The organism is Mycolicibacterium moriokaense (assembly GCF_010726085.1).
Classification (GTDB): domain Bacteria; phylum Actinomycetota; class Actinomycetes; order Mycobacteriales; family Mycobacteriaceae; genus Mycobacterium; species Mycobacterium moriokaense.
The window spans coordinates 2,912,956-2,934,605 of record NZ_AP022560.1; the positions used below are offsets into that span (position 1 = coordinate 2,912,956).

16 protein-coding genes, 6 pseudogenes and 2 other annotated features are annotated in these 21,650 nt (G+C 61.0%); of the genes and pseudogenes, 11 read left to right on the forward strand and 11 right to left on the reverse strand.

Going from position 1 to position 21,650, the window contains the following annotated elements; translation table 11 throughout:
- The first annotated feature begins 27 nt into the window (after positions 1 to 27).
- From G6N43_RS14175 to G6N43_RS31060, 3 genes and pseudogenes are all read left to right on the forward strand, one after another.
- On the forward strand, positions 28 to 1,284 hold the full coding sequence (locus G6N43_RS14175; RefSeq protein WP_407664913.1) for an IS256 family transposase: 1,257 nt from the start codon (positions 28 to 30) through the stop codon (positions 1,282 to 1,284).
- Positions 1,285 to 1,315: 31 nt separating this feature from the next.
- Positions 1,316 to 1,933 (forward strand): annotated as a pseudogene (locus tag G6N43_RS14180) (integrase core domain-containing protein); the annotation flags it as partial.
- 228 nt (positions 1,934 to 2,161) lie between these two features.
- On the forward strand, positions 2,162 to 2,584 hold the full coding sequence (locus tag G6N43_RS31060; protein WP_220100601.1) for a DUF6416 domain-containing protein: 423 nt from the start codon (positions 2,162 to 2,164) through the stop codon (positions 2,582 to 2,584).
- A 207-nt stretch (positions 2,585 to 2,791) separates the two neighbouring features.
- Here G6N43_RS31060 and istB read toward each other — a convergent pair whose 3' ends face one another.
- Together istB and G6N43_RS14190 are read right to left on the reverse strand one after the other, a co-directional pair.
- Positions 2,792 to 3,679, reverse strand: coding sequence for an IS21-like element helper ATPase IstB (gene istB / locus G6N43_RS14185; protein WP_163658100.1), 888 nt, complete (start codon positions 3,677 to 3,679; stop codon positions 2,792 to 2,794).
- Positions 3,645 to 5,026 (reverse strand): annotated as a pseudogene (locus G6N43_RS14190) (Mu transposase domain-containing protein). Before G6N43_RS14190 ends, istB begins: the two are co-directional and overlap by 35 nt.
- A gap of 2 nt (positions 5,027 to 5,028) precedes the next feature.
- Here G6N43_RS14190 and G6N43_RS14195 point away from each other — a divergent pair.
- Positions 5,029 to 6,284 (forward strand): IS3 family transposase gene (locus G6N43_RS14195; protein WP_407664899.1). Its coding sequence is split into 2 segments (ribosomal slippage): positions 5,029 to 5,332 and positions 5,332 to 6,284, totalling 1,257 coding nucleotides; the frame shifts between segments, so codons are not numbered across the junction.
- Positions 5,328 to 5,457 (forward strand) — a sequence feature (AL1L pseudoknot). (Overlaps the previous gene by 130 nt.)
- A 154-nt stretch (positions 6,285 to 6,438) precedes the next feature.
- Positions 6,439 to 6,972 (forward strand): hypothetical protein, encoded by a 534-nt coding sequence (locus G6N43_RS14200; protein ID WP_083157862.1) that lies wholly within the window; start codon positions 6,439 to 6,441, stop codon positions 6,970 to 6,972.
- A gap of 267 nt (positions 6,973 to 7,239) precedes the next feature.
- On the opposite strand, the gene G6N43_RS14205 is transcribed toward G6N43_RS14200, so the two are convergent.
- Entirely contained in the window at positions 7,240 to 7,578 is a 339-nt protein-coding gene (locus G6N43_RS14205; RefSeq protein ID WP_234810358.1) for a hypothetical protein, read from the reverse strand.
- A 323-nt stretch (positions 7,579 to 7,901) separates the two neighbouring features.
- On the reverse strand, positions 7,902 to 8,051 hold the full coding sequence (locus G6N43_RS14210) for a hypothetical protein (RefSeq protein ID WP_163658102.1): 150 nt from the start codon (positions 8,049 to 8,051) through the stop codon (positions 7,902 to 7,904).
- A 556-nt stretch (positions 8,052 to 8,607) separates the two neighbouring features.
- Between G6N43_RS14210 and G6N43_RS14215 the strand changes: the two genes are divergently transcribed.
- A complete protein-coding gene (locus G6N43_RS14215; protein WP_163658104.1) occupies positions 8,608 to 10,071 on the forward strand; it encodes a helix-turn-helix domain-containing protein in 1,464 nt (487 codons plus the stop codon).
- A gap of 203 nt (positions 10,072 to 10,274) precedes the next feature.
- Here G6N43_RS14215 and G6N43_RS14220 read toward each other — a convergent pair whose 3' ends face one another.
- The gene (locus G6N43_RS14220; RefSeq protein ID WP_133056617.1) at positions 10,275 to 10,688 is read right to left on the reverse strand and encodes a hypothetical protein; all 414 of its coding nucleotides are present in this window, start codon (positions 10,686 to 10,688) and stop codon (positions 10,275 to 10,277) included.
- Positions 10,689 to 10,750: 62 nt separating this feature from the next.
- On the opposite strand from G6N43_RS14220, the pseudogene G6N43_RS14225 reads away from it, so the two are divergent.
- Positions 10,751 to 12,034 (forward strand): annotated as a pseudogene (locus G6N43_RS14225) (IS3 family transposase).
- A gap of 1 nt (position 12,035) precedes the next feature.
- On the opposite strand, the gene G6N43_RS31065 reads toward G6N43_RS14225, so the two are convergent.
- Together G6N43_RS31065 and G6N43_RS31070 are read right to left on the reverse strand one after the other, a co-directional pair.
- Positions 12,036 to 12,227 carry an AAA family ATPase gene (locus G6N43_RS31065; protein ID WP_407664900.1) on the reverse strand — a complete coding sequence of 64 codons (192 nt, stop codon included), beginning with the start codon at positions 12,225 to 12,227 and terminating at the stop codon, positions 12,036 to 12,038.
- An 88-nt stretch (positions 12,228 to 12,315) separates the two neighbouring features.
- A pseudogene (locus G6N43_RS31070) lies at positions 12,316 to 12,435 on the reverse strand (hypothetical protein); the annotation flags it as partial.
- A gap of 664 nt (positions 12,436 to 13,099) precedes the next feature.
- On the opposite strand from G6N43_RS31070, the gene G6N43_RS14235 reads away from it, so the two are divergent.
- Positions 13,100 to 13,885, forward strand: a complete 786-nt coding sequence (locus G6N43_RS14235; protein ID WP_083157894.1) for an ATP-dependent nuclease — start codon at positions 13,100 to 13,102, stop codon at positions 13,883 to 13,885.
- Positions 13,886 to 13,897: 12 nt separating this feature from the next.
- Here G6N43_RS14235 and G6N43_RS14240 read toward each other — a convergent pair.
- Positions 13,898 to 15,153 (reverse strand): annotated as a pseudogene (locus G6N43_RS14240) (IS3 family transposase).
- Positions 14,725 to 14,854 (reverse strand) — a sequence feature (AL1L pseudoknot). Its footprint overlaps the pseudogene before it by 130 nt.
- Positions 15,154 to 15,295: 142 nt before the next feature.
- Here G6N43_RS14240 and G6N43_RS14245 point away from each other — a divergent pair.
- The 3 genes and pseudogenes from G6N43_RS14245 to G6N43_RS14255 all read left to right on the forward strand — a co-directional run bounded on the left by G6N43_RS14245 (position 15,296) and on the right by G6N43_RS14255 (position 19,074).
- On the forward strand, positions 15,296 to 16,258 hold the full coding sequence (locus G6N43_RS14245; protein ID WP_083157882.1) for an ATP-dependent nuclease: 963 nt from the start codon (positions 15,296 to 15,298) through the stop codon (positions 16,256 to 16,258).
- A gap of 26 nt (positions 16,259 to 16,284) precedes the next feature.
- Positions 16,285 to 18,003: a UvrD-helicase domain-containing protein gene (locus tag G6N43_RS14250; RefSeq protein WP_083157883.1), complete on the forward strand. Its 1,719-nt coding sequence runs from the start codon at positions 16,285 to 16,287 to the stop codon at positions 18,001 to 18,003.
- A gap of 106 nt (positions 18,004 to 18,109) precedes the next feature.
- Positions 18,110 to 19,074: pseudogene (locus tag G6N43_RS14255) on the forward strand (IS481 family transposase).
- Between the two features lie 490 nt (positions 19,075 to 19,564).
- Here the strand turns inward: G6N43_RS14255 and G6N43_RS14260 are convergent.
- The 3 genes from G6N43_RS14260 to G6N43_RS14270 all read right to left on the reverse strand — a co-directional run bounded on the left by G6N43_RS14260 (position 19,565) and on the right by G6N43_RS14270 (position 21,506).
- Positions 19,565 to 19,864, reverse strand: coding sequence for a hypothetical protein (locus G6N43_RS14260; protein WP_083157776.1), 300 nt, complete (start codon positions 19,862 to 19,864; stop codon positions 19,565 to 19,567).
- Positions 19,865 to 19,950: 86 nt separating this feature from the next.
- Positions 19,951 to 20,166, reverse strand: a complete 216-nt coding sequence (locus G6N43_RS14265) for a hypothetical protein (protein ID WP_083157777.1) — start codon at positions 20,164 to 20,166, stop codon at positions 19,951 to 19,953.
- 2 nt (positions 20,167 to 20,168) lie between these two features.
- Positions 20,169 to 21,506, reverse strand: a complete 1,338-nt coding sequence (locus G6N43_RS14270; protein WP_083157788.1) for an ammonium transporter — start codon at positions 21,504 to 21,506, stop codon at positions 20,169 to 20,171.
- Between the last annotated feature and the right edge of the window lie 144 nt (positions 21,507 to 21,650).

Consider the following 21,650-nt stretch of genomic DNA (forward strand, 5'->3'; position numbering starts at 1 on the left):
CCCCACCACACCAGGGGACTTACCCAGATCGATGCCGGTCAGTTGCAGTTGACCGGTGAGGGCGGGTTTCTGCCCGAGATGGTCAAAGCCGTTCTGGAGCGCGGGTTGGCCGCTGAGCTCACTGACCACCTGGGTTATGAGAAGGGTGATCCGGTCGGGCGTGAACTACCCAATGCTCGTAACGGGTTCACACCTAAGACCGTGGCCAGCGAGGTCGGTGACGTCGGGTTAGCGATCCCGCGCGATCGCGACGGGAGCTTCACTCCGACGCTGGTCCCTAAGGGTGCACGGCGCCTGGGCGGTCTGGACGACATGATCATCTCGCTTTACGCCGGCGGGATGACGATCCGCGATATTCAGCATCATCTGGCCACCACGATCGGCACCGAGCTTTCCCACGAGACGGTCTCCAAGATCACCGATGCAGTGCTCGAGGAGGTCATTCAGTGGCAGAAACGGCCGCTGGAGGAGCTCTATCCGATCGTCTATCTCGACGCGCTGGTGATTAAGATCCGTGACGGTCACCAGGTCAAGAACCGCGCCGCCCACATCGCCGTGGGTGTCGATCTCGATGGCATCCGCCACGTGCTGGGGATCTGGGTGACGGCCAACGAAGGCGCGAAGTTCTGGGCCGGGGTCTGTGCCGAGCTGGCCAATCGTGGGGTCAAGGACATCCTGATCGTGTGCACCGACGGGTTGAATGGGTTCGCCGAGGCTGTCGAGGCGACGTGGCCGCAGGCCACTGTGCAGACCTGCGTGGTGCATCTGATCCGCAATTCCATGCGGTTTGTCTCCTACGGAAAGCGCAAGGAGATCGCGGCGGCACTGAAGACCATCTACACCGCTCCCACCGCCGACGCGGCAGCCGAGGCGTTCGAGGAGTTCGCTAATTCGGCTCTGGGACAGTCGAATCCGACGACAGTGATCGCCTGGCGTAATGCCTGGGAGCGGTTCATCCCGTTCTTGGCGTTCCCGCCAGATCTGCGGCGAATCATCTACACCACCAACGCGATCGAATCGCTGAACTACCAGTTACGCAAGATCATCAAGAACCGCGGACACTTTCCCAGTGATCAGGCCGCGGTCAAGCTGCTGTGGCTGGCGATCTGCAACATCGAGGACAAACGCGCTCGAGAACGCCAGAAGTTCTACGACGACCCACTCAAGACCGGAGACCGCTCACGCACCAAGCGCCTCGTCGAGGGAGCACGCACCAACGGCTGGAAACAAGCACTAGGCGCACTGGCCCTGACCTACCCCGAACGAATCAACCCCTACCTGTAAACCAGCCACCTACACAGAAATCTTGACAAGCTCGGCGCTGGCCCGCTACGGCGCCCCTGAGCAGATCCTGACCGATAACGGCAAGGTGTTCACCGGACGGTTCAACCATCCGCCGGTCGAGGTGCTCTTCGACGCGATCTGCCGCCAACACGGCATCGAGCACTTGTTGACCCAGCCCCGCTCACCCACCACGACCGGCAAGATCGAGCGGTTCCACCGCACCCTACGAGCCGAATTCCTCAGCGGCCAGGCGGCTTTCACGAACCTGAAGACCGCCCAGCAGGCTCTCGATGAATGGGTGCTCGACTACAACACCCGCCGCCCGCACCAATCGTTGAAGATGGCCAGTCCCGCCGAACGGTTCACCGCCGGCGCCCCGGCGGCACCGCCATCAAACTCGACAGCGCGCAGCGGTGATCGAAGCGGTGATGACTGGGTCAGCCACCGGGTCTGCGCCAACGGCATTGTGTGCGTGTCCTGGCAGCAAGTCTGCATCGGGCGCCACTACGGCGGCCAACGCTGCGATGTCCACATCGACGGCGACCTGCTGCGGTTCTGGGTCGGCGACCAACTGGTCAAAACCGCCGCCCGCACCAGCACCGCACGAGTACGAAACAAGAGGGCCCTACGCACCAGCGCAGAGACCTAAACACACACACAGAGTGTCAAGGATCAACCGACACAGAAACGTCAACAATCAACCGACTCTGAACAGCCCCACCGTATTTCGCCTGGTCAAAGCGTTTTCGAGCCGAAGAAATTGCCCGATCGGACCTCCCGTCGCGGCGTCGTCGCGGCGCGCGGCGGGCTCGCGGCGGAAGGGTCCGCGCGCTAGCTAACTGGCGCGGCCCGGACGTTGACTTGGGCGCGTTTTGACATGGTGAATGGGCCAGAGTGTGACTGCGCGGCGACTGGAAGAGCGAGTGCCGACGCCGACTTAGCCGCTGTAGTTTGGGACAAGCTATGCGATACGGCACGGCGCTTGTTCTCGACGCTTATCGACTCGCCCGAAGAGCGGTTCAGTGGCGACGAGCTTGCGAGGATATTGGGCATTGAAAAAGGGGAGGCTCGCAATCGCTGGGCTGCTTACGTAGCCGGGCCGTTACTGCCGGGGCGTCAATCGCACTTACGCCTGGTCCTTCGACTACCCCGATGGAGAGTTCGTGGAGTACTGGTTCACCGCCGAGAATGCGGCGCTCTTCCGCGAAGCGCGCGACGCGCAGGATTAGGAGATCCCTGCAAACAGCCACCGCGCCGTCGTAGGCACTCAATACGATCGCGCGGTGTGCGCCGCGAATAAAAGAGGGCGATGCACACTCGACGCGGGCGGAGGGCTAGCGAGTGAACCTTTGGGTTTGGAATCCTGGGTCTGATGGGTGGGGCTGGAATCCCGCCAGCGTTGAGGCAGTGGGAACTGCCATGGCAGGAGCACTCGCATTCGGAGCTGACCGCGCTCATCGAAAGTCCTCAGGTGTGCTCGTTGAAATTCCTCACCTGTGAGCAGCGGTCAGTGTAGTTGTTGGCGGGTGCCGGTGGTGGTGCGGCGCAGGGTTTCGGCGGCGGCCTGGTGGTCGCGGAGGCGGTAGGACTCGCCGTCGAGGTTGATGACCACCGAGCGGTGCAGCAGACGGTCGAGCATGGCTGCGGCGACGGTGGTGTCGCCGAGGATTTCGCCCCACGCACCCACCCCGCGGTTGGTGGTGATGACGATGCTGGTCTTCAAATACCGTTGGGACACAACCTGAAACAATGCGGAGGCAGCCTCGGCGGGCAGCGGTAAATACCCGAGTTCGTCGATAACCAGCAGGGTCGGTCCGGCGTAGAACCGCATCGTGGTGGCCCAGCGTCCCTCGATCGCGGCGCGGTGACACCGTGCGGCGAGGTCGGCGGCGGTCGTGAAGTATGTCCGGTAACCGGCGTGCGCGGCGGCGCGGGCCAATCCCACGGAGAGGTGGGTTTTGCCGGTGCCCGGTGGTCCGATTAACAAGATGTTGGTCGCTGATTGCAGGTAGCGGCAGGTGCCCAGTTCGTCGATGAGCTTGCGGTCGATGCCGGCGGCGGAATCGACATCGAAATCATCGAGGGTGGCCGGGGTGGGCAGGCAGGCGAACCGTAGCCGGCCCGCCAGTCGGCGGGCGGTGCTGGCTTCGACTTCCACGGCCAGCAGTCGCTCCAGGGCCACGGTCAGCGAGAGGTTCTCGGCGGCGGCCTGGTCCAAGACCGCGGGCAGGGCTTCGGCGGCCGCGGCCAGTTTGAGTTCGGCCAGATGCGAACGCAGCTGCTGATACCGCGACGCCGCCGCCGACGGCGACTCGTCGCCGGTGGTCGTGGTGGTGGTCTTTGGGGTGCGGGGTGTGGGGTCATTGGATGGTCCTGTTCTGGGCGGCCCGCTCATAGGCGGACAGATCGATGACGGTGGAATCGGTTGACGGAGTTGACGTTTCAATTGCCGTGATGGGTAGCTGCCTGAGTTGAAGTAGTTGCGCGGCAGCGGCTTTGGCCGCCGGGCCGGGTGGGATGCGTTCCTTGCGGCGGTGTGGCCGTCCGGTCGCCGCGGTGGCCATCGCCGCGGTGTCCAGGGCGATGACATGACCGCTGTCACGCACCATCACCCGAGCCCGTCGGCGGCCATTCGGTGCCGGGCGACCACGATCCCGCTCATGGTGGCGATATCGCAGAACTGACCACCGACCGGATGGCTGACCACCACTTGAGCAGTGGCGAGCTCCGGGGGCACCGAGTAGCGGTTGCCGCGGTAAGACACCAACGCCTGCCGCGACGCCGTGCGGGTCTCGGTCACGATCACCGGATATGGGGTTGCCGGCATAGGTTGCAGTGGCTCCGTTTTGGCCACCACCGCGACCGAGGACCGGCCATCAGCGGTGGCCCGCAACCGGGTGTCACCACGTACCCGCGCAAAGCGATCCAGGTCGACCTGGGCCGCCTCAACCGTCATATCGTCGGCCAGGGTGCGCCACCAACGTTGCGCGGCGGTGTGGTTGACCTTCTCCACCACGCCCTTGCGGTTGCCGCGCCGGGCCGGGCAGATCGCCACCGAGACGCCGTAGTGCTTGGCGACCCCGGCGAACGACGCGGTCACCCGGCCCGAGCCGGGATCGCAGACCGTGGCCATCCGGTCGAAGCGCCACACCCGCGTGCACCCTCCCAGGCCACGGCTCACCCGGTCCAGGCCGGCGACCAGATGCGGTTGATCCTCCGACGCCGCCAGGAAGCCGCGCCATTTCCCGGAATGAGCCAGTGATCCGACCAGCAGGTGTGCGGTCTTGCCCCAACCCCACGATGCCGGTGGATCGGGCAATTCCAGCCAGTCCCATTGAGTTTCGTCCCCCGGTGGGTGTGGGATGACGGCGTTCGGGCGCTGTGTGGCTGCGCGGCAGGCTTCACAGACCGGGCGCAGGTTCCGGGTGCGGATGTTGCGGGTCAGGCTCTGATACGACAGCCCGAAGCCCAGTTCCTCGAGTTCGTCGAACAGGGTGCGGGCCCACAGGTGTGGGTCCTCGGTCAGCCTCGCGGTGACGTAGTCGACGAACGGATCGAAGGGGTCCGGGCCGGGGCGGGCTCGCACCCCGGGCTGGCCGTCACCGGCCAGGTACTTGCGGACCGTCTTGCGGTCGAAGCCGGTGTGCCGGGCGATCGCCGAGATCGTCCAACCACGCTTGGCCAGGGCATTGAATCGCCCTGGAAATCCCGGAGGCTCCTGACCTTGGAAACGAGGATGCAGGTATGCCGAAGGAACAGTCTGCCGGGAAGCCCACGTCAAGGCGTTACAGCCCGGAGGAGAAGGCCGCCGCGGTGCGGATGGTCCGCGCTCTGCGTGCCGAGTTGGGCACCGAGCAGGGCACGGTGTCGCGGGTGGCCCGCCAGCTCGGGTACGGGGTGGAGTCGGTGCGCTCGTGGGTGCGCCAGGCTGACATCGACGACGGGTACGCACCGGGAGTGTCCACTGCGGAGTCGGCGCGGATCAAAGCGCTTGAACAGGAGAACCGAGAACTCAAGCGTGCCAACGAAATACTGAAGCGAGCGGCCAGTTTCTTCGGGGCGGAGCTCGACCGCCAACACAAGAAGTAGTCGACTTCGTCGACGCCCATCGCGCCGAGTTCGGGGTCGAGCCCATCATCACCGTCCTGCGCACCGCAGGTGTCGATGGCCCCGAGCACCTACTACGACACCAAGACCCGCGCGCCGTCGGCGCGCGCGCAGACGAGGTCCTGGGGCCTGCCCTGGTGGCGTTGTGGGAGGACAATTACCGCGTCTACGGGGCGCGCAAGCTGTGGAAAGCCGCCCGCCGCGCTGGCCACGACGTCGGCCGCGACCAGGTCGCGCGGCTGATGCGCGCGGCCGGCATCCACGGAGTGCGCCGCGGTAAACGGGTGCCCACCACCACACCGGACCCGGCCGCGGCGCGCCACCCGGATCTGGTCAACCGGAAGTTCAGCGCGAGCGCGCCCAACCAATTGTGGGTCACCGATCTGACGTTCGTGCCGACCTGGTCGGGGGTGGCCTATGTCTGCTTCATCGTCGACGCCTACTCCCGGATGATCGTGGGCTGGCGAGTGGCGTCTCACATGCGCACCACCATGGTGCTCGACGCGTTGGAAATGGCCCGCTGGTCACGCGGAAACCTGTTGGAAGGCTTGACATGTCACTCCGATGCCGGATCGCAGTTCACGTCCATCCGCTACGGGGAACGGCTCGCCGAGATCGGCGCGGTGCCCTCGATCGGTTCAATCGGAGACAGTTTCGATAACGCCCTCGCCGAGACAGTCAACGGCTACTACAAAGCCGAGCTGATCTACGGCCCCGCCCGCAGCGGTCCATGGAAGACCGTCGAGGACGTCGAACTGGCCACCCTGGGCTGGGTCTACTGGCACAACACCAACCGCCTCCACAGCTACCTCGATGACGTTTCACCCACAGAGTTCGAAGCAGCGTTCTACGATGCCCAACGGACCGACCAACCCCTGGTCGCAATCCAATAGTTCGAGTCTCCGTCAGAACCAGGGCGATTCACATGTAATTCCACATCGTCCTCCCATGTGAGCATGAGAAAGCGGGCCTCCTTCGGGCAGTACTGCAGGCGTCAGACACCAGCAGCATCGAAGGAGGCCCGCCCTTCTCGGCGGAGCCACACGGGTGGGGAATTTCGATGAGCGTCAGTGGGGAATTTCAGCGAGCGCGGTCAGAGCGGTTATCTTCGCATGGCTCACTTGGCGTCAATCGAGGTCTGAAATCAGCAGCCGTCTGCGGCCGTGGGTCGGCCTGGACGACTTCAAGTACGAGCTTGATCACACGGGTAAGCCCCATCTGTACGTGAAGCTCCTAAACAGTGGACCACTGCCCGCGTTGAACGCACATCTGATTGTTGAAGTGAAGCCCTGTGTGAAAGAGGATCCTGACGAGGTGATTGTTTCGGCTCGCAGCGAGAAGTTCGAAAAGAAGGCGTTGATGCCTTCTGAGCCAGGGCATTACACGATTCTTCTCAAGCCGTATCCCCAAGTGCAGACGTGGATTGATGCGGAACGCAACCTTAGTATCGACGGCACTTTCACCTACGCCCTCGGCAAGGTGAAGTATGAATCAAAGTTCGCAGCTGAGCTATGGTTTGCCAAACCGCGCCGACCCGACGGTTCCCTGAAGACAAACTGGCGAAACGTCTACGCGACCTAGGTCGTTGCCTCAGCCGACGCGCTCGCCGGGGTAGCCACGCGGCGGGTCGCCCGGCCTCCATCTGCGTTGTCTCGGCCGCACGCTGAGGTCGTCGCTGCGGGTGAGTTGCACCAGCGGGCACATCGCTCGGTACACGCCGCCTTCGCTTGGCGGCGCGTGCTCCTTGCCGGGCGGCACCGGCCCTGGGCCCCATGAGAACTCAGAGGGTGCGCCGTAGTCTCTGAATGGATCGCGCGAGTTGCGGCATCTGTCGGGCATCATCCGCGCCTACGTCTTGATGGTGGGAGCCGTGTAGCTGACGTTCGTGGTTACCTGCACGGCGACCGCTGCACCACGGTGTCTGACTCCGGTACCAAATCCCCTGGCGTAGAACGAATCAGTCAGCGGATACGGTCCACGGCCGGGGATGTGGCGAAGGCCGTGGTAAGCGGTGTTTACATGCTCACGCATTCCTACCGGGTTCATGTCCGAGTCGAGCCCGCCTGTCGCAGCGACGATTACGTAGCCCGATGGGATGTAGTGCGATTCGATCAGCCAGGCGTCGCCGTAGCTGCCGAGGACCTTGAGTCCGTTGAAGTCGGTCGGCGGGATCGATCGCGCCCACAAGATGCTCGGTGGTGAAGTATGCGGGCAGCGCGGCGGACGGTATGAAGTCCCACTTCGGAATTTTGCCGGTGGCGTACTCGACGCCTGCCCGCCAGTCATGTCCTCAACTTCATTTGGGTTGGCGAGGATGACGATCTGCCCGCCTTGGCTGCCGAACCGGCCGTAGCCGTGCTCGGCCGGATCATCGGAAGAGACATGTCGCGGGCGCCTTACTTTCATCTCGTTGGTTGCGAACGTCCTGAACGTAGGGACGGTTAGCCCCCGACACAGGAGGCAAAGATGGTCGCCAACTTCGGCCCCAAAAGAGGCACCTAGTTCGGCACCTATGGCGGGATCAATGGGGTATGAACACCCGCCGGCCTGTATCCGAGCTGCATGACGCGCTCGAACAGTTCGGTCGTCGTGCGCGCAAGTTGTCCGTCGCGCGGCTCGAAGAGTTCGACGTCGTTCTGAAGGCGTTCATAGATCTTCATGACCGTTGGCAATGGGAAGCTGCAGATCGGTCTAGGAGTCGTCCGTCACGTCCGCAGTGTCCAGTGGCGGCGCAACAGCCAACCGCTGACCGACGGAGTCCTATTTTCCAGCCTGCCAGAAACTGCATCCATAACCGGATAGTGGTCGAACATCCGCCACGAGGCTTCGCGAAGCCCCCCGGCGGAATGTCCTCGATGCTCCCTGCATGCGGGTTCGGTTCAGGCTAACGGTTGATGCCTTACTTCGGCACTACCCAAAGTATTCACTAGCTGGTTCGGGCCGTCACTGGCTGAACAGCCTCTCCACTTCCGCGGTGTTAGCAGGGCGCATCAGATTGCCATACCAACCGAGTTCGACCAATCGGCCACGAGGAAGACCATTGCTCTCATACCATTCCAGCAATGGGGCAATGAATTGCGCTGACAGTGGCCAGGTGCGCTTGTGGATGAGACAAACCTAATCTTCGACGAGCGGTGTTTGTCGCCGAGACATCCTTGGAGCGTCCTGGACCTATCGGCGTCCAATGCCACGCTCGCGGGCGTTCTTGCTGGATTCATGGTTCTCGCAATCACGACGCTGCTACTGGCTGGGCAACCAACGCCGAATGCGAGAAGCTCCCGCCGCGGCGTTTCTCACACTCTTGCGTTGTTCGCCACTGGCTTCGTCGTTCTTGCCTTCGCAGCGTATTTCTTTGGATCGGTTGCTGCCACTCAACCACCCAGCGGAAACCGCCCTCTAGCGAACACGTTAATAATCATAGGTGAAACAAATGAGGCTATGACGCCCGCTGGCGCATTTCCTGACGCTGAGGCGACCAGCGGCGCTCGGGAAGCATGCAAAATGGCCTGGATTCAATTTATGCCCGCTTCGGGGATGATTGCGCTTGGCGCGTCCCTACTTGTGGCCGGCATCGGTCTAATGCTGACACACCATGCGGCGAATAACCCCGCTCCGAACAAGCAGCTCACCACCCTTGGCAATATCCTTTCTGGATTGGCGCTCGCCGGAACGACGACACTTCTGATGTACAACGCCCTTGTGTTTGTGGAGGTGATGCAGGAGGAATTAGAAGTACCACCCTGGGCGCACGCAAAGTTCTTTGTATGGTTTTTTGGGACCGTATTGATAGTAGCGATTGTGGCGATCGTTGTTAGAAAGACGTTCCCAATGAGCTATGTCAAACGATCAAAATTTCCTAAGCTAAAGTTTGCGCGTCGGCACAATGAGACAGATCAATTCTGGGCAGAGGTGCTCAATCCCCGGTATCGTATAGTGGAGACACTGGCAGTGTTAACCGCACTGTATTTGATCGCTGTTCTAGTATTCTCATGGGCATTGTCACGTTGGGAGTTTGTGTTCCTGTCGCACTGGCGGATTACTGATCGTGTCCAGCTGTGGGATTCCATTTTCCTTGGTTTGTATGTTCCCGGGTTGCTAAACATTATTCTTGCATTCTCAATGCCGGGTGTATACAACGGTACCGAAAACCTGTGGCATGGCCGTCGTCTCAGGACTGTGTTTGACCGAGGCAAGCGACGTAGGATTAGAGATGTTAGACAAGGTGAAGACGCAATTACAGAAGTCGGGTCGCTGCGATCGTACGAAGTCTTGGATGTGCGGGAGGTAACGGGCGGCGATTACTGGCTACACTTGAAGCCGATTATTCGGGGCAGGGCTGTGGCGGACAAGCGCCACCTCGCGCAGACAAGCAAGATCTATTCTCCTGCGTATCACGTTTTTATCCACAAGCTTGTCGGCATTGACGGTGGATCAGACGACGAACAGTCGTTAAGTGAAATGACCCGAGAATTTGGCGTTCGTATCCGTGGCCACCGGAAAGCTCTAAGGTTGAGGGAAGGGGAGGTTGCCTCTCGATGCGGCATCCGAACGGGAGAATATTGCAGACTCGAGTCTGGCCAGAGGAACGTTTCGCTGGAAACAGTTGTCAAGCTTGCAGAAGTATTTGAAGTCAATGTTGAAGACTTGGTAGAGGAGTTGCCCAGTCCTAACCCAGATTAGCGTCTGTTCCAGAAGGCATGGAGCGCCTCATCGCGCGCCTGCCCTCTCAGAGGTATTTGGGAAGGACCTGCTTGTCGCGACCGCCGCCAATAAGACACATACCCAAGACTGGTGTACGCCACTGTGGCAGCGGTATGGGCGGGAACTACTTGATGACTGCGGGATAATCGTCTGCGCTAGCGAGATGCTCGCGCTCGACTACTTCACAGGTACTGACCGATCCTCGCTACTGGCGCAATCCCATTTGTGATCCGTTTCTGAAGGGTCGATAGTTCGAGGAGTTCGGCTAGCGTCTTGGGCTCGGTCTGTCGCGGCATATCATCGGCCAGCCACGCGTCGGCCTCGCTGGGGGAGAACTTCGTGAACTCCACCTGGGCGAGGCAGCGGCCCGGCCGTATCAACGCGGGATGCAGTCGATCCAAGCGTTCATTGGTGGTGAGCAGGATGAGGGTATTGGAGCCTTGGCCGAGAATGCCATCAGACAGGTTAAGAAGTCGGCCAAGCGCTGCACCGGATTCCCGGCGGGCGGACACGCGTAGGAACTCATCGCTGTCTTCAGCAACCAGCAGTTGCCATTTCGCAGATTCATCATCGGTGTGCTTGCCAAGAACGTCCATCATGTAGCCGGTGACCTGTCCCGGTGAGTCCGGAGACTCCCGATCTTGGGAGGATCTGAGTCATGGGACGTGTCAGCAAGTACCCCGACGAGCTTCGTGAGCGGGCGGTGCGCATGGTCGCTGAGGTGCGCCCGCAGTACCCGTCGCAGTGGGCGGCGATCACCGCGGTTGCGGGCATGTTGGGGATCGGCACCCCGGAGACCCTGCGGACCTGGATCCGTCGCTCGGAGGTCGACACCGGCCAGCGGCCGGGTGTGACGACGCAGATGGCCGAGGAGAATAAGGCGCTGCGCAAGGAGATCGCCGAGTTGCGTCGGGCCAATGAGATCTTGAAAGCAGCGGCGATTTTCTTCGGGGCCGAGCTCGACCGGCCCGGGAGACGGTGATCCGGTTCATCGCCGAACACAAGGACCACCAGGTCTCCGGCCCCGACGGTGGGGCCGGCTTGCGCTGGGGTGTCGAGCCCATGTGCGGTGCTCTCCGAGCACGGTGTGCCGATCAGTCCGTCGACGTACTACGAGTGGATCACGAAGACCCCGACGCGTCGCCAGATCCGGGATGCCGAGTTGGTCGAGATCATCACTGCGGCCAGGGAAGACAAGAAGAAAGGTCGGTTCGTCCAGACGTTGGGGTCGCGCAAGTTGTGGATCTGGCTGCGCGGGCAGGGCCACGATGTGGCACGGTGCACGGTGGAGCGGATCATGCGCCAACAGGGTTGGGAGGGTGCGCGTTACGGGTCCAAGCACAAGACCACCGTCGCCGACGACAGCCACCAGCGGTACCCCGATCTGGTTGATCGACGCTTCTACGCCTGTGCGCCAAACCGGTTATGGGTGGCTGACTTCACCTACGTGTCGACGTGGATGGGGTTCGTCTACGTGGCGTTCGTCATCGACGCCTACAGCCGCCGGATCCTGGGCTGGCGCGCCGCCCGGTCGATGACCACCGATCTGGTCCTCGATGCGATCGAGCACGCCTTCTTCACCCGCACCCAGGACGGCACCACCAGCCTGCGCGGGCTGATCGCGCACAGCGACGCCGGCAGCCAGTACACATCGGTGGCGTTCACCCAGCGCCTCATCGACGAGGGCGTGGATCCCTCGGTCGGCTCGGTCGGCGACGCGCTGGACAACGCCTTGGCCGAGACCACCGTTGGCTCATTCAAGAACGAACTCATCCGTCGGCAAGGCCCCTGGCGTGACGTCAACCAGGTCGAGCTCGCCACCGCCGAATGGGTCGCGTGGTTCAACACCGAACGCCCCCACGAGTACCTCGACGACTTCACCCCTGAGGCCGTCGAGAGGCTCCACTACGATCACAGACGCACTCCACCAAAGGCGGGGTGATTCAACAAATGCAGTCTCTGGACTCACCGGGACGGGTCACGGGACTTGAGAACACGCGCTCAGGGTCGGATATGTACTGCGCCCGGCACCAGCATTGCAAATGGCGGATCAAGGCTCTGATCGCAGTGGTCTTGCCGGTGCCGGGCTCGCCGTGCAACAGGATCAGCTTGCCGGCGTCCGTTGGCTTCTCCATCCCAAACAACGCGTGCAGCGACTCTCTCACTGGGCACTGGGTAATTGCGTTGGATGTCGTCCCAGAGCGGAACGTTGATACGTTTCGTTGTCGACGTTGGCTTGCCGGACAGGTACCAGACGGAGATGTCGACCAAGTCGTCGCCGCGCTGCTTCGGCTTGGGAGCGTTGTCCCTGATCTCTTGGGCTACACGGCGCGCCTCGTCCACGGTCGTTGCGCTGACGAAGATGATCAGCCGGGCATCGGTCAAGAAGATCGCGGAAAACCACGCTCGCCGTTTTGGCGGAGCGACGGACGGAAAACATCCCGCGAGTGTGACGCGTCACAATCAGATATTGAATTCGTTGAATGCCACCCTATAGCCAAGGCAATTCTTTCGACGGGCCGTAAATATAGCCGTTCGATATGTAGTAGTTCGAATAACCAAGTGGCCCATAGATATAGTTGCCGTGCAAATAAAACTGCGTATAACCTTTTTGGCTATATATGTACCCGTCCTTTATATAGCTTTGAGTGTAGCCGCGCGGGCTATAAATGTAGTCGCTGTTTATGTAACATTCGGTGTAATGCAACTTAACTGTCTCCGCCGGGTAGGTGAGCGGTGCCTCGATACGCCGACGGTTCTCGCTGACAGACGCTCATAGGATGTTTGCTCACTATGCTATCATTGAACAAGCAATAGTGTGCCAAGCCTCGCCGAACGCACCATCTAACCGGTTACAGAGGGCCATGAATACGCTACCCACTTCATACGACTCGAACAGACGCCATCAAGACTGCGTCGATCTGTTGCTTGTTGTAGAACTGAAGCATCGCTCGTGGGTATCAAAGGGTTTTGCTGACAACGCCACCGAGTGGCTCAGGGATAATGTATGAGGGCTCGGTATTTGCGTATTCAGAATTTCCGCGGCACCAAGGATGGCGAGGTGCATTTCCAGCCTCATACTCTGCTCGTGGGCGGCAATAATGTCGGAAAGTCCACGATTTGCGAAGCTATGGATCTCGTACTTGGGCCCGAACGCCTGTACCGCAGGCCGGTGATTGATGAGCATGATTTCTATCTTGGTCAGTACGTGGACGACGAAGGCAATCCGCTCGATGTACGGATCGACCTCGTACTCACTGACTTGGCCGATGAAGAGCGCCGTCGATTCGGGGATCAGCACCTGCGCTTGTGGGACAACGACACCGGGTTGTTTATCGACGACGAACCTGGAGGCTCAGAGCGCGCAGACGGCGAGACTGTGGAATGGGGCTTACCCGTCTGCTTCATCGGTCGATACGACAAGGACGAAGACGACTTTGTCGGGGAGACGTACTTTTCCCATCCCGAGCCTGTGCCGGATGAACTTGACCCTGAACAGCTTGCCTCGCTCGGTGGTGGCCGATCGGTCTTTCACCGGACACATAAACGCCTCGTTGGCTATGTGTATCTCCGAGCCTTGCGCACAGGATCCCGCGCACTTAGCCTCCAGCGCGGTTCCCTCCTTGACACCATCCTTCAGCTAGGCGGTGAGGGCTCAGCCGAAATGTGGATGGGCACCCTCAATCATCTATCCACGCTCACACCGGCTATCGGTGACATTACCCAACTTCAGACAGTGCGCGACACACTCAAGGAGCGGCTCGGCAAGTTCGTTGAATCGCCCTGGTTCTGACGGAGACTCGAACTATTGGATTGCGACCAGGGGTTGGTCGGTCCGTTGGGCATCGTAGAACGCTGCTTCGAACTCTGTGGGTGAAACGTCATCGAGGTAGCTGTGGAGGCGGTTGGTGTTGTGCCAGTAGACCCAGCCCAGGGTGGCCAGTTCGACGTCCTCGACGGTCTTCCATGGACCGCTGCGGGCGGGGCCGTAGATCAGCTCGGCTTTGTAGTAGCCGTTGACTGTCTCGGCGAGGGCGTTATCGAAACTGTCTCCGATTGAACCGATCGAGGGCACCGCGCCGATCTCGGCGAGCCGTTCCCCGTAGCGGATGGACGTGAACTGCGATCCGGCATCGGAGTGACATGTCAAGCCTTCCAACAGGTTTCCGCGTGACCAGCGGGCCATTTCCAACGCGTCGAGCACCATGGTGGTGCGCATGTGAGACGCCACTCGCCAGCCCACGATCATCCGGGAGTAGGCGTCGACGATGAAGCAGACATAGGCCACCCCCGACCAGGTCGGCACGAACGTCAGATCGGTGACCCACAATTGGTTGGGCGCGCTCGCGCTGAACTTCCGGTTGACCAGATCCGGGTGGCGCCGCGGCCGGGTCCGGTGTGGTGGTGGGCACCCGTTTACCGCGGCGCACTCCGTGGATGCCGGCCGCGCGCATCAGCCGCGCGACCTGGTCGCGGCCGACGTCGTGGCCAGCGCGGCGGGCGGCTTTCCACAGCTTGCGCGCCCCGTAGACGCGGTAATTGTCCTCCCACAACGCCACCAGGGCAGGCCCCAGGACCTCGTCCCGCTGCGCGCGCCGACGGCGCGCGGGTCTTGGTGTCGTAGTAGGTGCTCGGGGCCATCGACACCTGCGGTGCGCAGGACGGTGATGATGGGCTCGACCCCGAACTCGGCGCGATGGGCGTCGACGAAGTCGACTACTTCTTGTGTTGGCGGTCGAGCTCCGCCCCGAAGAAACTGGCCGCTCGCTTCAGTATTTCGTTGGCACGCTTGAGTTCTCGGTTCTCCTGTTCAAGCGCTTTGATCCGCGCCGACTCCGCAGTGGACACTCCCGGTGCGTACCCGTCGTCGATGTCAGCCTGGCGCACCCACGAGCGCACCGACTCCACCCCGTACCCGAGCTGGCGGGCCACCCGCGACACCGTGCCCTGCTCGGTGCCCAACTCGGCACGCAGAGCGCGGACCATCCGCACCGCGGCGGCCTTCTCCTCCGGGCTGTAACGCCTTGACGTGGGCTTCCCGGCAGACTGTTCCTTCGGCATACCTGCATCCTCGTTTCCAAGGTCAGGAGCCTCCGGGATTTCCAGGGCGATTCACGTCAACCTCGCACAAGGCGAGGACTCTGCAGCATTCTTCGCTTCCGATCTGACCAGACAGCATTTGCGTGAAGTTGTCCGCCTTTTTGTGGCCACCCAGCCGAGCGACCACCTTGTACCGTATACGCGCCAAGGCACGGGCTCAATCAACCTGCTGGTCTTCTCCCTGTTGACCATCATTGCCGACCTGAAAGGCAGGCAGTCGGTGATTTTCGCCATGGAGGAGCCAGAGATCGCGCTGCCTCCGCATACACAGCGACACGTCACTCGATACGTGTTGCAACAAATGGGGCAGTCAATCGTCACGTCGCACTCAGCGCCAGTGATCGAGCAGTTCGAACCCGAGAGCATCGTCATGCTTCATCGCGAAGGAACGATGCTCACAGGAGCGCCGATCAACCTGACCAAGATCAAACGAAAGACCTATCTGACGAATCGCCGCCAGTTCGCAGAGGCGATCCTCGCTCGCGGAGTGCTAGTCGTTGAGGGATCGACCGAAGCTGTTGTCTTCCCGGCCATTTCGTCTGTCTTGGAACGTGTTCGAGTCGGCTACACTCATCTCGATTTTGCTGGTGTCTCAATATTTCCATGTTCTGGTGATGGCGACGTCGACCGCTTCGGCCCAATCTTCAAGGCGCTTGGCAAGGTGGTCTACGGCACATGCGACAAGCCAAACGCGACTCCTCCGGCAGATGTGCTGGCCAACCGTGCGGCGTTCGATCATTTCTGGGAATCGGCCGAGTCAGGCATCGAGCAGGTTCTCGTCAATGGCATTCCAGTCACCACGCTTCGCAGGTTCCTCGAGTCTGTATCAGCTCGAGCGGACTACCCAGGCACTCATCATCCGTACAACCCGGCTATGTCCGACGATGACGTTCCCGCCCTCACCTTCAATGTTCTGAAAGCTCGCAAGGGGGAGGCCTACGCCTACGCCGCAATGCTCATTGAGCAGTGTGAGACTGAGGCTGAGTTGCCGACTGAACTTGTCACGATTCTGATCAAAATCGATCAGGAGTTGCGCACTGAGCCGGAGGAGCCAGGTGTACCTTAGCCAGAGTCGGAATCAACTGAGGGCGAATGACTTTCGATCTGACTGGCCAAGCTAAGGACGCTTATGAACAAGACGGCCGCGTCATGGTGCTTGGCGGTCCCGGCTCCGGCAAGACCACCCTCGCACTACTCAAGGCCAAGCGCTTGCTCCTGGACCTCGAACCCGAACAAGAGGTCTTGTTCTTGAGCTTCTCACGTGCCGCCGTCCGACAAGTAGTGCTGCGGTGCCGCGACGTCCTCACCGCGTCCGAACGCGCTCGAATCTCGGTCCAGACCTATCACGCTTTCTGCTTGACCATCCTTCGTGCTCATGGCCGCCTGCTGACCGGACAGCCGACACGAATCTTGTTCCCTGATCGCGAAAAGGTGGCGAAGGCAAATTTTGAGGGCGACTGGAGCGCCGAACGCGACCGGCTCGCTACCGAGGAGAACGTGTACGTGTTTGACTACTTCGCAAGCGGGGCAGCTCGTTTGATCGATGGAGTCGCAAAGGTCGCTGAGCTTGTGGCGGACAGATTCCCCGTGATCATCCTCGATGAGTTTCAGGACACGAGTGACTCGCAATGGGAACTTGTCCAAGCGCTCGCTATCCGAAGTACGGTCATCATTTTGGCGGACGCCGACCAACGCATCTTTGAGTACGACGACAAAGTCGACCCGAACCGACTCGATCAGGTCAGAGCCATTCTTAAGCCGAGCGAGTTTGACTTGGGCGGCGAAAACCATCGAAGCCCTGATGCCGGGATTCTGCAGTTCGCGGATGCAGTGCTTCGAAACCGCGCGCTGCCCGATACGGCCGACGTCAAGGTGGTATCCGTCTACCCAAGGGCGCTCGAATCGACGACCCATGCTGCGGTGCGATGGCTCTACTCGCAGCTGCGAACGCAAGGCGTAAAGCGCCCTAGCATCGCCGTCCTTGCCCGTGCCAACACGCTGGTCTCTGACGTCTCCGGCTGGTTGTCGAGCGCACGAACCTACAACGGATCAGAACTCAAACCGGTGGCCCACGATGTCTTGTGGGACGTCGAACTCTCTGCTGCGGCAGCCCAAATCGTCGCCTCCATCCTTGAATGGCCCCTACAGGATTCCGTGAGTGCTGTGGCCGGGACGATTAACGCTATAGCGAACTTCTATGACGTCAAGAGCGCAATCAGCAACACGCCGATCGCCAGTGCGATCAAGGCCAGAGATAGTTACCGCGCAAATGCCGAGGCACTCATTGAGGGCGGTAACGTCCGGCTAAAGGCTGCCAAGCATCTCGTTGAGCAGAACGAAGCCATGCCTGCCTACGTCGGCAACCCTGTAACCGACTGGAGGGCGGCGCAGGACATACTCGTGGGAGCAGGACTGAAGGACATCGTCCAAGCGGCACGGTTCATCAGGTTGTTTGGTGCCTCGGACGAAATCGGTGGACGGCTCTCCGAGCAATGGGACCACTCTGGTGGCTACGACAACGCAGCTGAACTGGTACGTCGAACGCTCGACCAAGGCCGCTTGATGACAGAGCTACGCGAACCTCAGGGCTGCGTATTGATGAATATCCACAAATCCAAAGGCAAGGAATTTGACGGGGTCCTCATCGTTGAAGCGCAGTACAAGGGAGTGTTCTTCGATGGGCGCGAGGAGCCGCCTCACATGTCAAGCCGACGCCTACTTCGGGTAGCGATCACTCGTGCACGCCACAAAGTAATAATCGTCCGACCCAAAGGTGCCCCACCGCTTGTGGATCCCAACAAGCAGCGCTAGCTGTTCTCGGTCATGACGTTGGTAGCAGGCGTGTTGGCTTGATGTGAGGAGAACCTCCGGGTGAGGTGTGGCTTGTCGAAGGCCCATCACCACCCCGGAGGTTCTCGTGTCCCACCGTAATGCCCGCACCACGCTGCACGGCCGAATGCTGATCGTGCAGCGCCACCAGCAAGGGTGGCCGCAGGCCCATATCGCCGCGGCGATGGGCATCTCCCGCAAATGCGTCCACACCTGGATCAGCCGTTATGCCGCTGAAGGTGAGGCCGGACTGCATGACCGGTCCTCACGACCGCACCACAGCCCCTCGCGGACCTCGGCGCGGGTGGAGCGCCAAGTGATCGCCGCGCGGCGCAAACATCGTCGGGGCCAGGACTGGCTGGGTCCTGAACTGGGCATTGCGCCCCGGACCGTGGGACGGATTCTGCGCCGTCGCGCTGTGCCCTACCTGCGTGACTGCGATCCGATGACCGGTGCGGTGATCAAGTCGTCGAAGGCCACGACACGACGCTATGAGCGACAACGGCCTGGCGAGCTGGTGCATGTCGATGTCAAAAAAGCTCGGTCGTATCCCCGACGGGGGGTGGGTGGCGCGCTCACGGGCGTAGTGAACAGGTCCGCAGGCGCGGTATCGGGTATGACTACGTGCACTCGATGGTCGATGACCACAGCCGGCTGGCGTACTCAGAGATCCATGCCGATGAGAAAGGTCCGACGTGTGCCGGGTTCATTGCTCGGGCGGCGCAATACTTTCAATCGCAGGGCATTTCGCGTATCGAGCGCGTGATCACCGACAACCATCTGAGCTATCGGCGCTCGGCCCACGTCGCTGCCGTCATCGACCAACTGCACGCCAAACACCTGTTCATCAAGCCGCACTGCCCATGGCAGAACGGCAAGGTGGAACGCTATAACCGCACCCTGCAAAGCGAATGGTCCTATCGCCGGGTGTTCGCCTCCAACGCAGACCGCGCCCGAGCACTTGCGCCCTGGGTCGAGTTCTACAACACTCAACGCCGCCACAGCGCACTCGACGGGGTACCACCCATCAGCCGACTGCAACCAACGTCATGACCGAGAACAGCTAGCACTTAAGTCCCTGGGGCCGGATTTCAACGTTGTCCGGCCAAGCCCTAACGTGGCGGCGACACGTCTGTACTCAATCGTCGTTGGAAGTGCTCGACAGACATCCGCCCGTCTTAACACGGGTGGAGAATATTCGTTGTATTTTCACCCCTGTCGCAGGGTTCGAGCCCCGTAGGGGGTCATTTATCACTCTGGATTGTCATAGTTAATCTCAACCTCGCGACCGCCGACGTGTTTCAAATAGTACGCAAGGGATTCATTCATGTCCTGGGCTGGCTCCAGGGCTCGTTGTTGAACGCCATGGCTGCAATGTCACCGTCTCGTCTGGCTGCTATGGCAAGCCAGTTGTCTGCTTTGCTCGGTATTTATTCATCTCGCTATGACCATCATTCGCTTCGCGGTCTCAGCCACGCCGTCGCCGACGATATAACTTATGCCACCGCAAGGCTTTCCATCGTTAGTGAGAGGCGCAGAGAAGTCATGAAACTCCGTCCTTTGCCGCAGCCTCATTGGCTACGCGAATCTGCTGAGTAAGAACATCGGCAACATTGTGCGGGATAGTCATCAGAAAAAAGACGATGTCGGTGGCTTGCGGAGCGCCCAGCCGCTTCGTCATCTCGATGATCTTATTGTAATCAGAATTCTGCCAGCTGTCCTCTAATGCGTCGTCGCCGCTCGGCTTCGGAGTTCTCATTTTGCGATGGTAGTAGTCGGCATCAATCAAAACGTGAGAGAGCATCGTCAGGATGCCGGGTTGTTTACCCACTAAAAAGCCCACAGCCAGCTCGAATGAGCTGGCTGTGGGTTCGAGGTCAGGGCGATACGCAGTGCCACTTTATTAAGTGGCACTGCGTATACGCCCGATCAGTAGGCCGTTGGTTCGCCCTCCGCGACCGGACCTTTTTCGAACGGTTCATGCTCGATGATCGCCTTGTACGCGCGATTCTCGTGCTGGATCATCCGGACGAAGAAACCGATGAACAGCAGGACGGCGAGTATGAACGCGATCCAGACGCCCACCGAGTACCCACCGAAGGTGAACACCACGGTGGCGTCGTCGTAGCTGTCGAAAGGATTCACGGTTACACCTTCTCCTCTTCGATGACCACCATGGCGTGAATGCCGTTGGTGGGCATGGCCGTAACGGGAATGCCCTCTGGGTATGGCGTCGCCGGAACCTCGGTGAGGTCTAGGCCCTGGTTCTCCACCTCAGCCGGAATGCGCAGCAGGCCGACCTTCTTCATCGCCAGCGACACCAGGTACGCCGGAATGAAGCCGAGTGCGGCGAACGTCGCGGCGCCGATCAACTGGCCCCACAGCGAAATCGACGGATTTCCATCGGTGTTCGGGTAACCCCACAGGAAGACGCCCGCCATGATGACCGAGTACAAACCGATGCCGCCGTGCACAGCCACGGCCCCCACGACGTCATCGATGCGGAACTTCTCGAGCAGCTTGCCGATGTAGGGGATCATCGCGCCACCTACGAGAGCGATGATGAATCCCAGCGCCGGGTGGTACAGGTCCATACCGGAGGCCACCGAGATGACGCCGGCCAGGCCGCCGGAGATGGTCCAGAACGGTTCACCGCGCGAGGTGAGGTAGGCGCCGATGATGCCGCCTGCCAGACCCATCAGCGTGTTGAACGCGAAGGCGGACAACGTCGTCGGGCTCGCGTAGATGGTGGAGTAGCCGCCCGCACCGTAGATGACGCAGCCCATCAGGAAGCCGAAGAACCCGGTGAAGATCAGCATCAGGCCCAGCATGGTCAGCGGCAGGTTGTGCGGGCGAATGGTGACCGCGGTGCCGTCGGGCAGGAACCGCCCGATGCGCGGGCCGAGATTGATCAGAATGCCCAGTGCCGCAAAGCCGGCGATCATGTGCACGCAGCCAGCAGCACCGACGTCGTGGAATCCGAGCTTGGTGAGCATCCATCCGGCGCCGTGCCAGCCCCATGCGGCGCCGATGATCCATACGACCGAACCGACGAGCACCGTCAGTACCAGGAAGGCGCTGGTACGGATCCGCTCCAGCACCGCGCCCGACATGATCGACCCGGTGGTCGCCGCGAACAGCGCGAACGCACCCCAGAAGATGCCGCTGGCCGGGTCGTCGATATTCGGTCCCATGTTGTCGCTCCACGGGAGTGCCGCCTTGGCTGCATCGTTGAACTCGATGAACCCGCTCGGCATGGCGTTGTAGAGGAACCAGCCCACGAAATAGAACGAGGCGACGATGGTCGCGAAGGCGAGCAGGTTCTTCATCGCGGTCGCCAACACGTTCTTGGACCGCGATGCGCCGACCTCATACGCCAGGAACCCGGCGTGGATGAGCATCATCAGCGCGATCGACACCCAATAGAAGAACTCGTTGTTGACCGCCGCCATCGATGCGATGGCGTCTTCGACTTCCGGTGTCAAGGCAACCTCCACCAAACAGGGCACTGTGCGGCAACGTAGTTGCGCGCAGGAGTGCGGGTGTGCGATCCGTGAACTACGAACGCTGACGCTAGTTAGGTGAAAGTGTCACACCGGTCACGGCGGGTTAACTTCATGTGAAGTCAC

Bases quoted from the DNA above. Each gene is read 5' to 3' on its own strand.
- G6N43_RS31060 (WP_220100601.1), top strand. From the start codon at position 2,162: ATGGTGAATGGGCCAGAGTGTGACTGCGCGGCGACTGGAAGAGCGAGT.
- istB (WP_163658100.1), bottom strand. From the start codon at position 3,679: ATGAGCGGGCCGCCCAGAACAGGACCATCCAATGACCCCACACCCCGC.
- G6N43_RS14210 (WP_163658102.1), bottom strand. From the start codon at position 8,051: ATGAAGATCTATGAACGCCTTCAGAACGACGTCGAACTCTTCGAGCCG.
- G6N43_RS14215 (WP_163658104.1), top strand. From the start codon at position 8,608: ATGGTTCTCGCAATCACGACGCTGCTACTGGCTGGGCAACCAACGCCG.
- G6N43_RS14220 (WP_133056617.1), bottom strand. From the start codon at position 10,688: ATGGACGTTCTTGGCAAGCACACCGATGATGAATCTGCGAAATGGCAA.
- G6N43_RS31065 (WP_407664900.1), bottom strand. From the start codon at position 12,227: ATGGAGAAGCCAACGGACGCCGGCAAGCTGATCCTGTTGCACGGCGAG.
- G6N43_RS14235 (WP_083157894.1), top strand. From the start codon at position 13,100: ATGAGGGCTCGGTATTTGCGTATTCAGAATTTCCGCGGCACCAAGGAT.
- G6N43_RS14250 (WP_083157883.1), top strand. From the start codon at position 16,285: ATGACTTTCGATCTGACTGGCCAAGCTAAGGACGCTTATGAACAAGAC.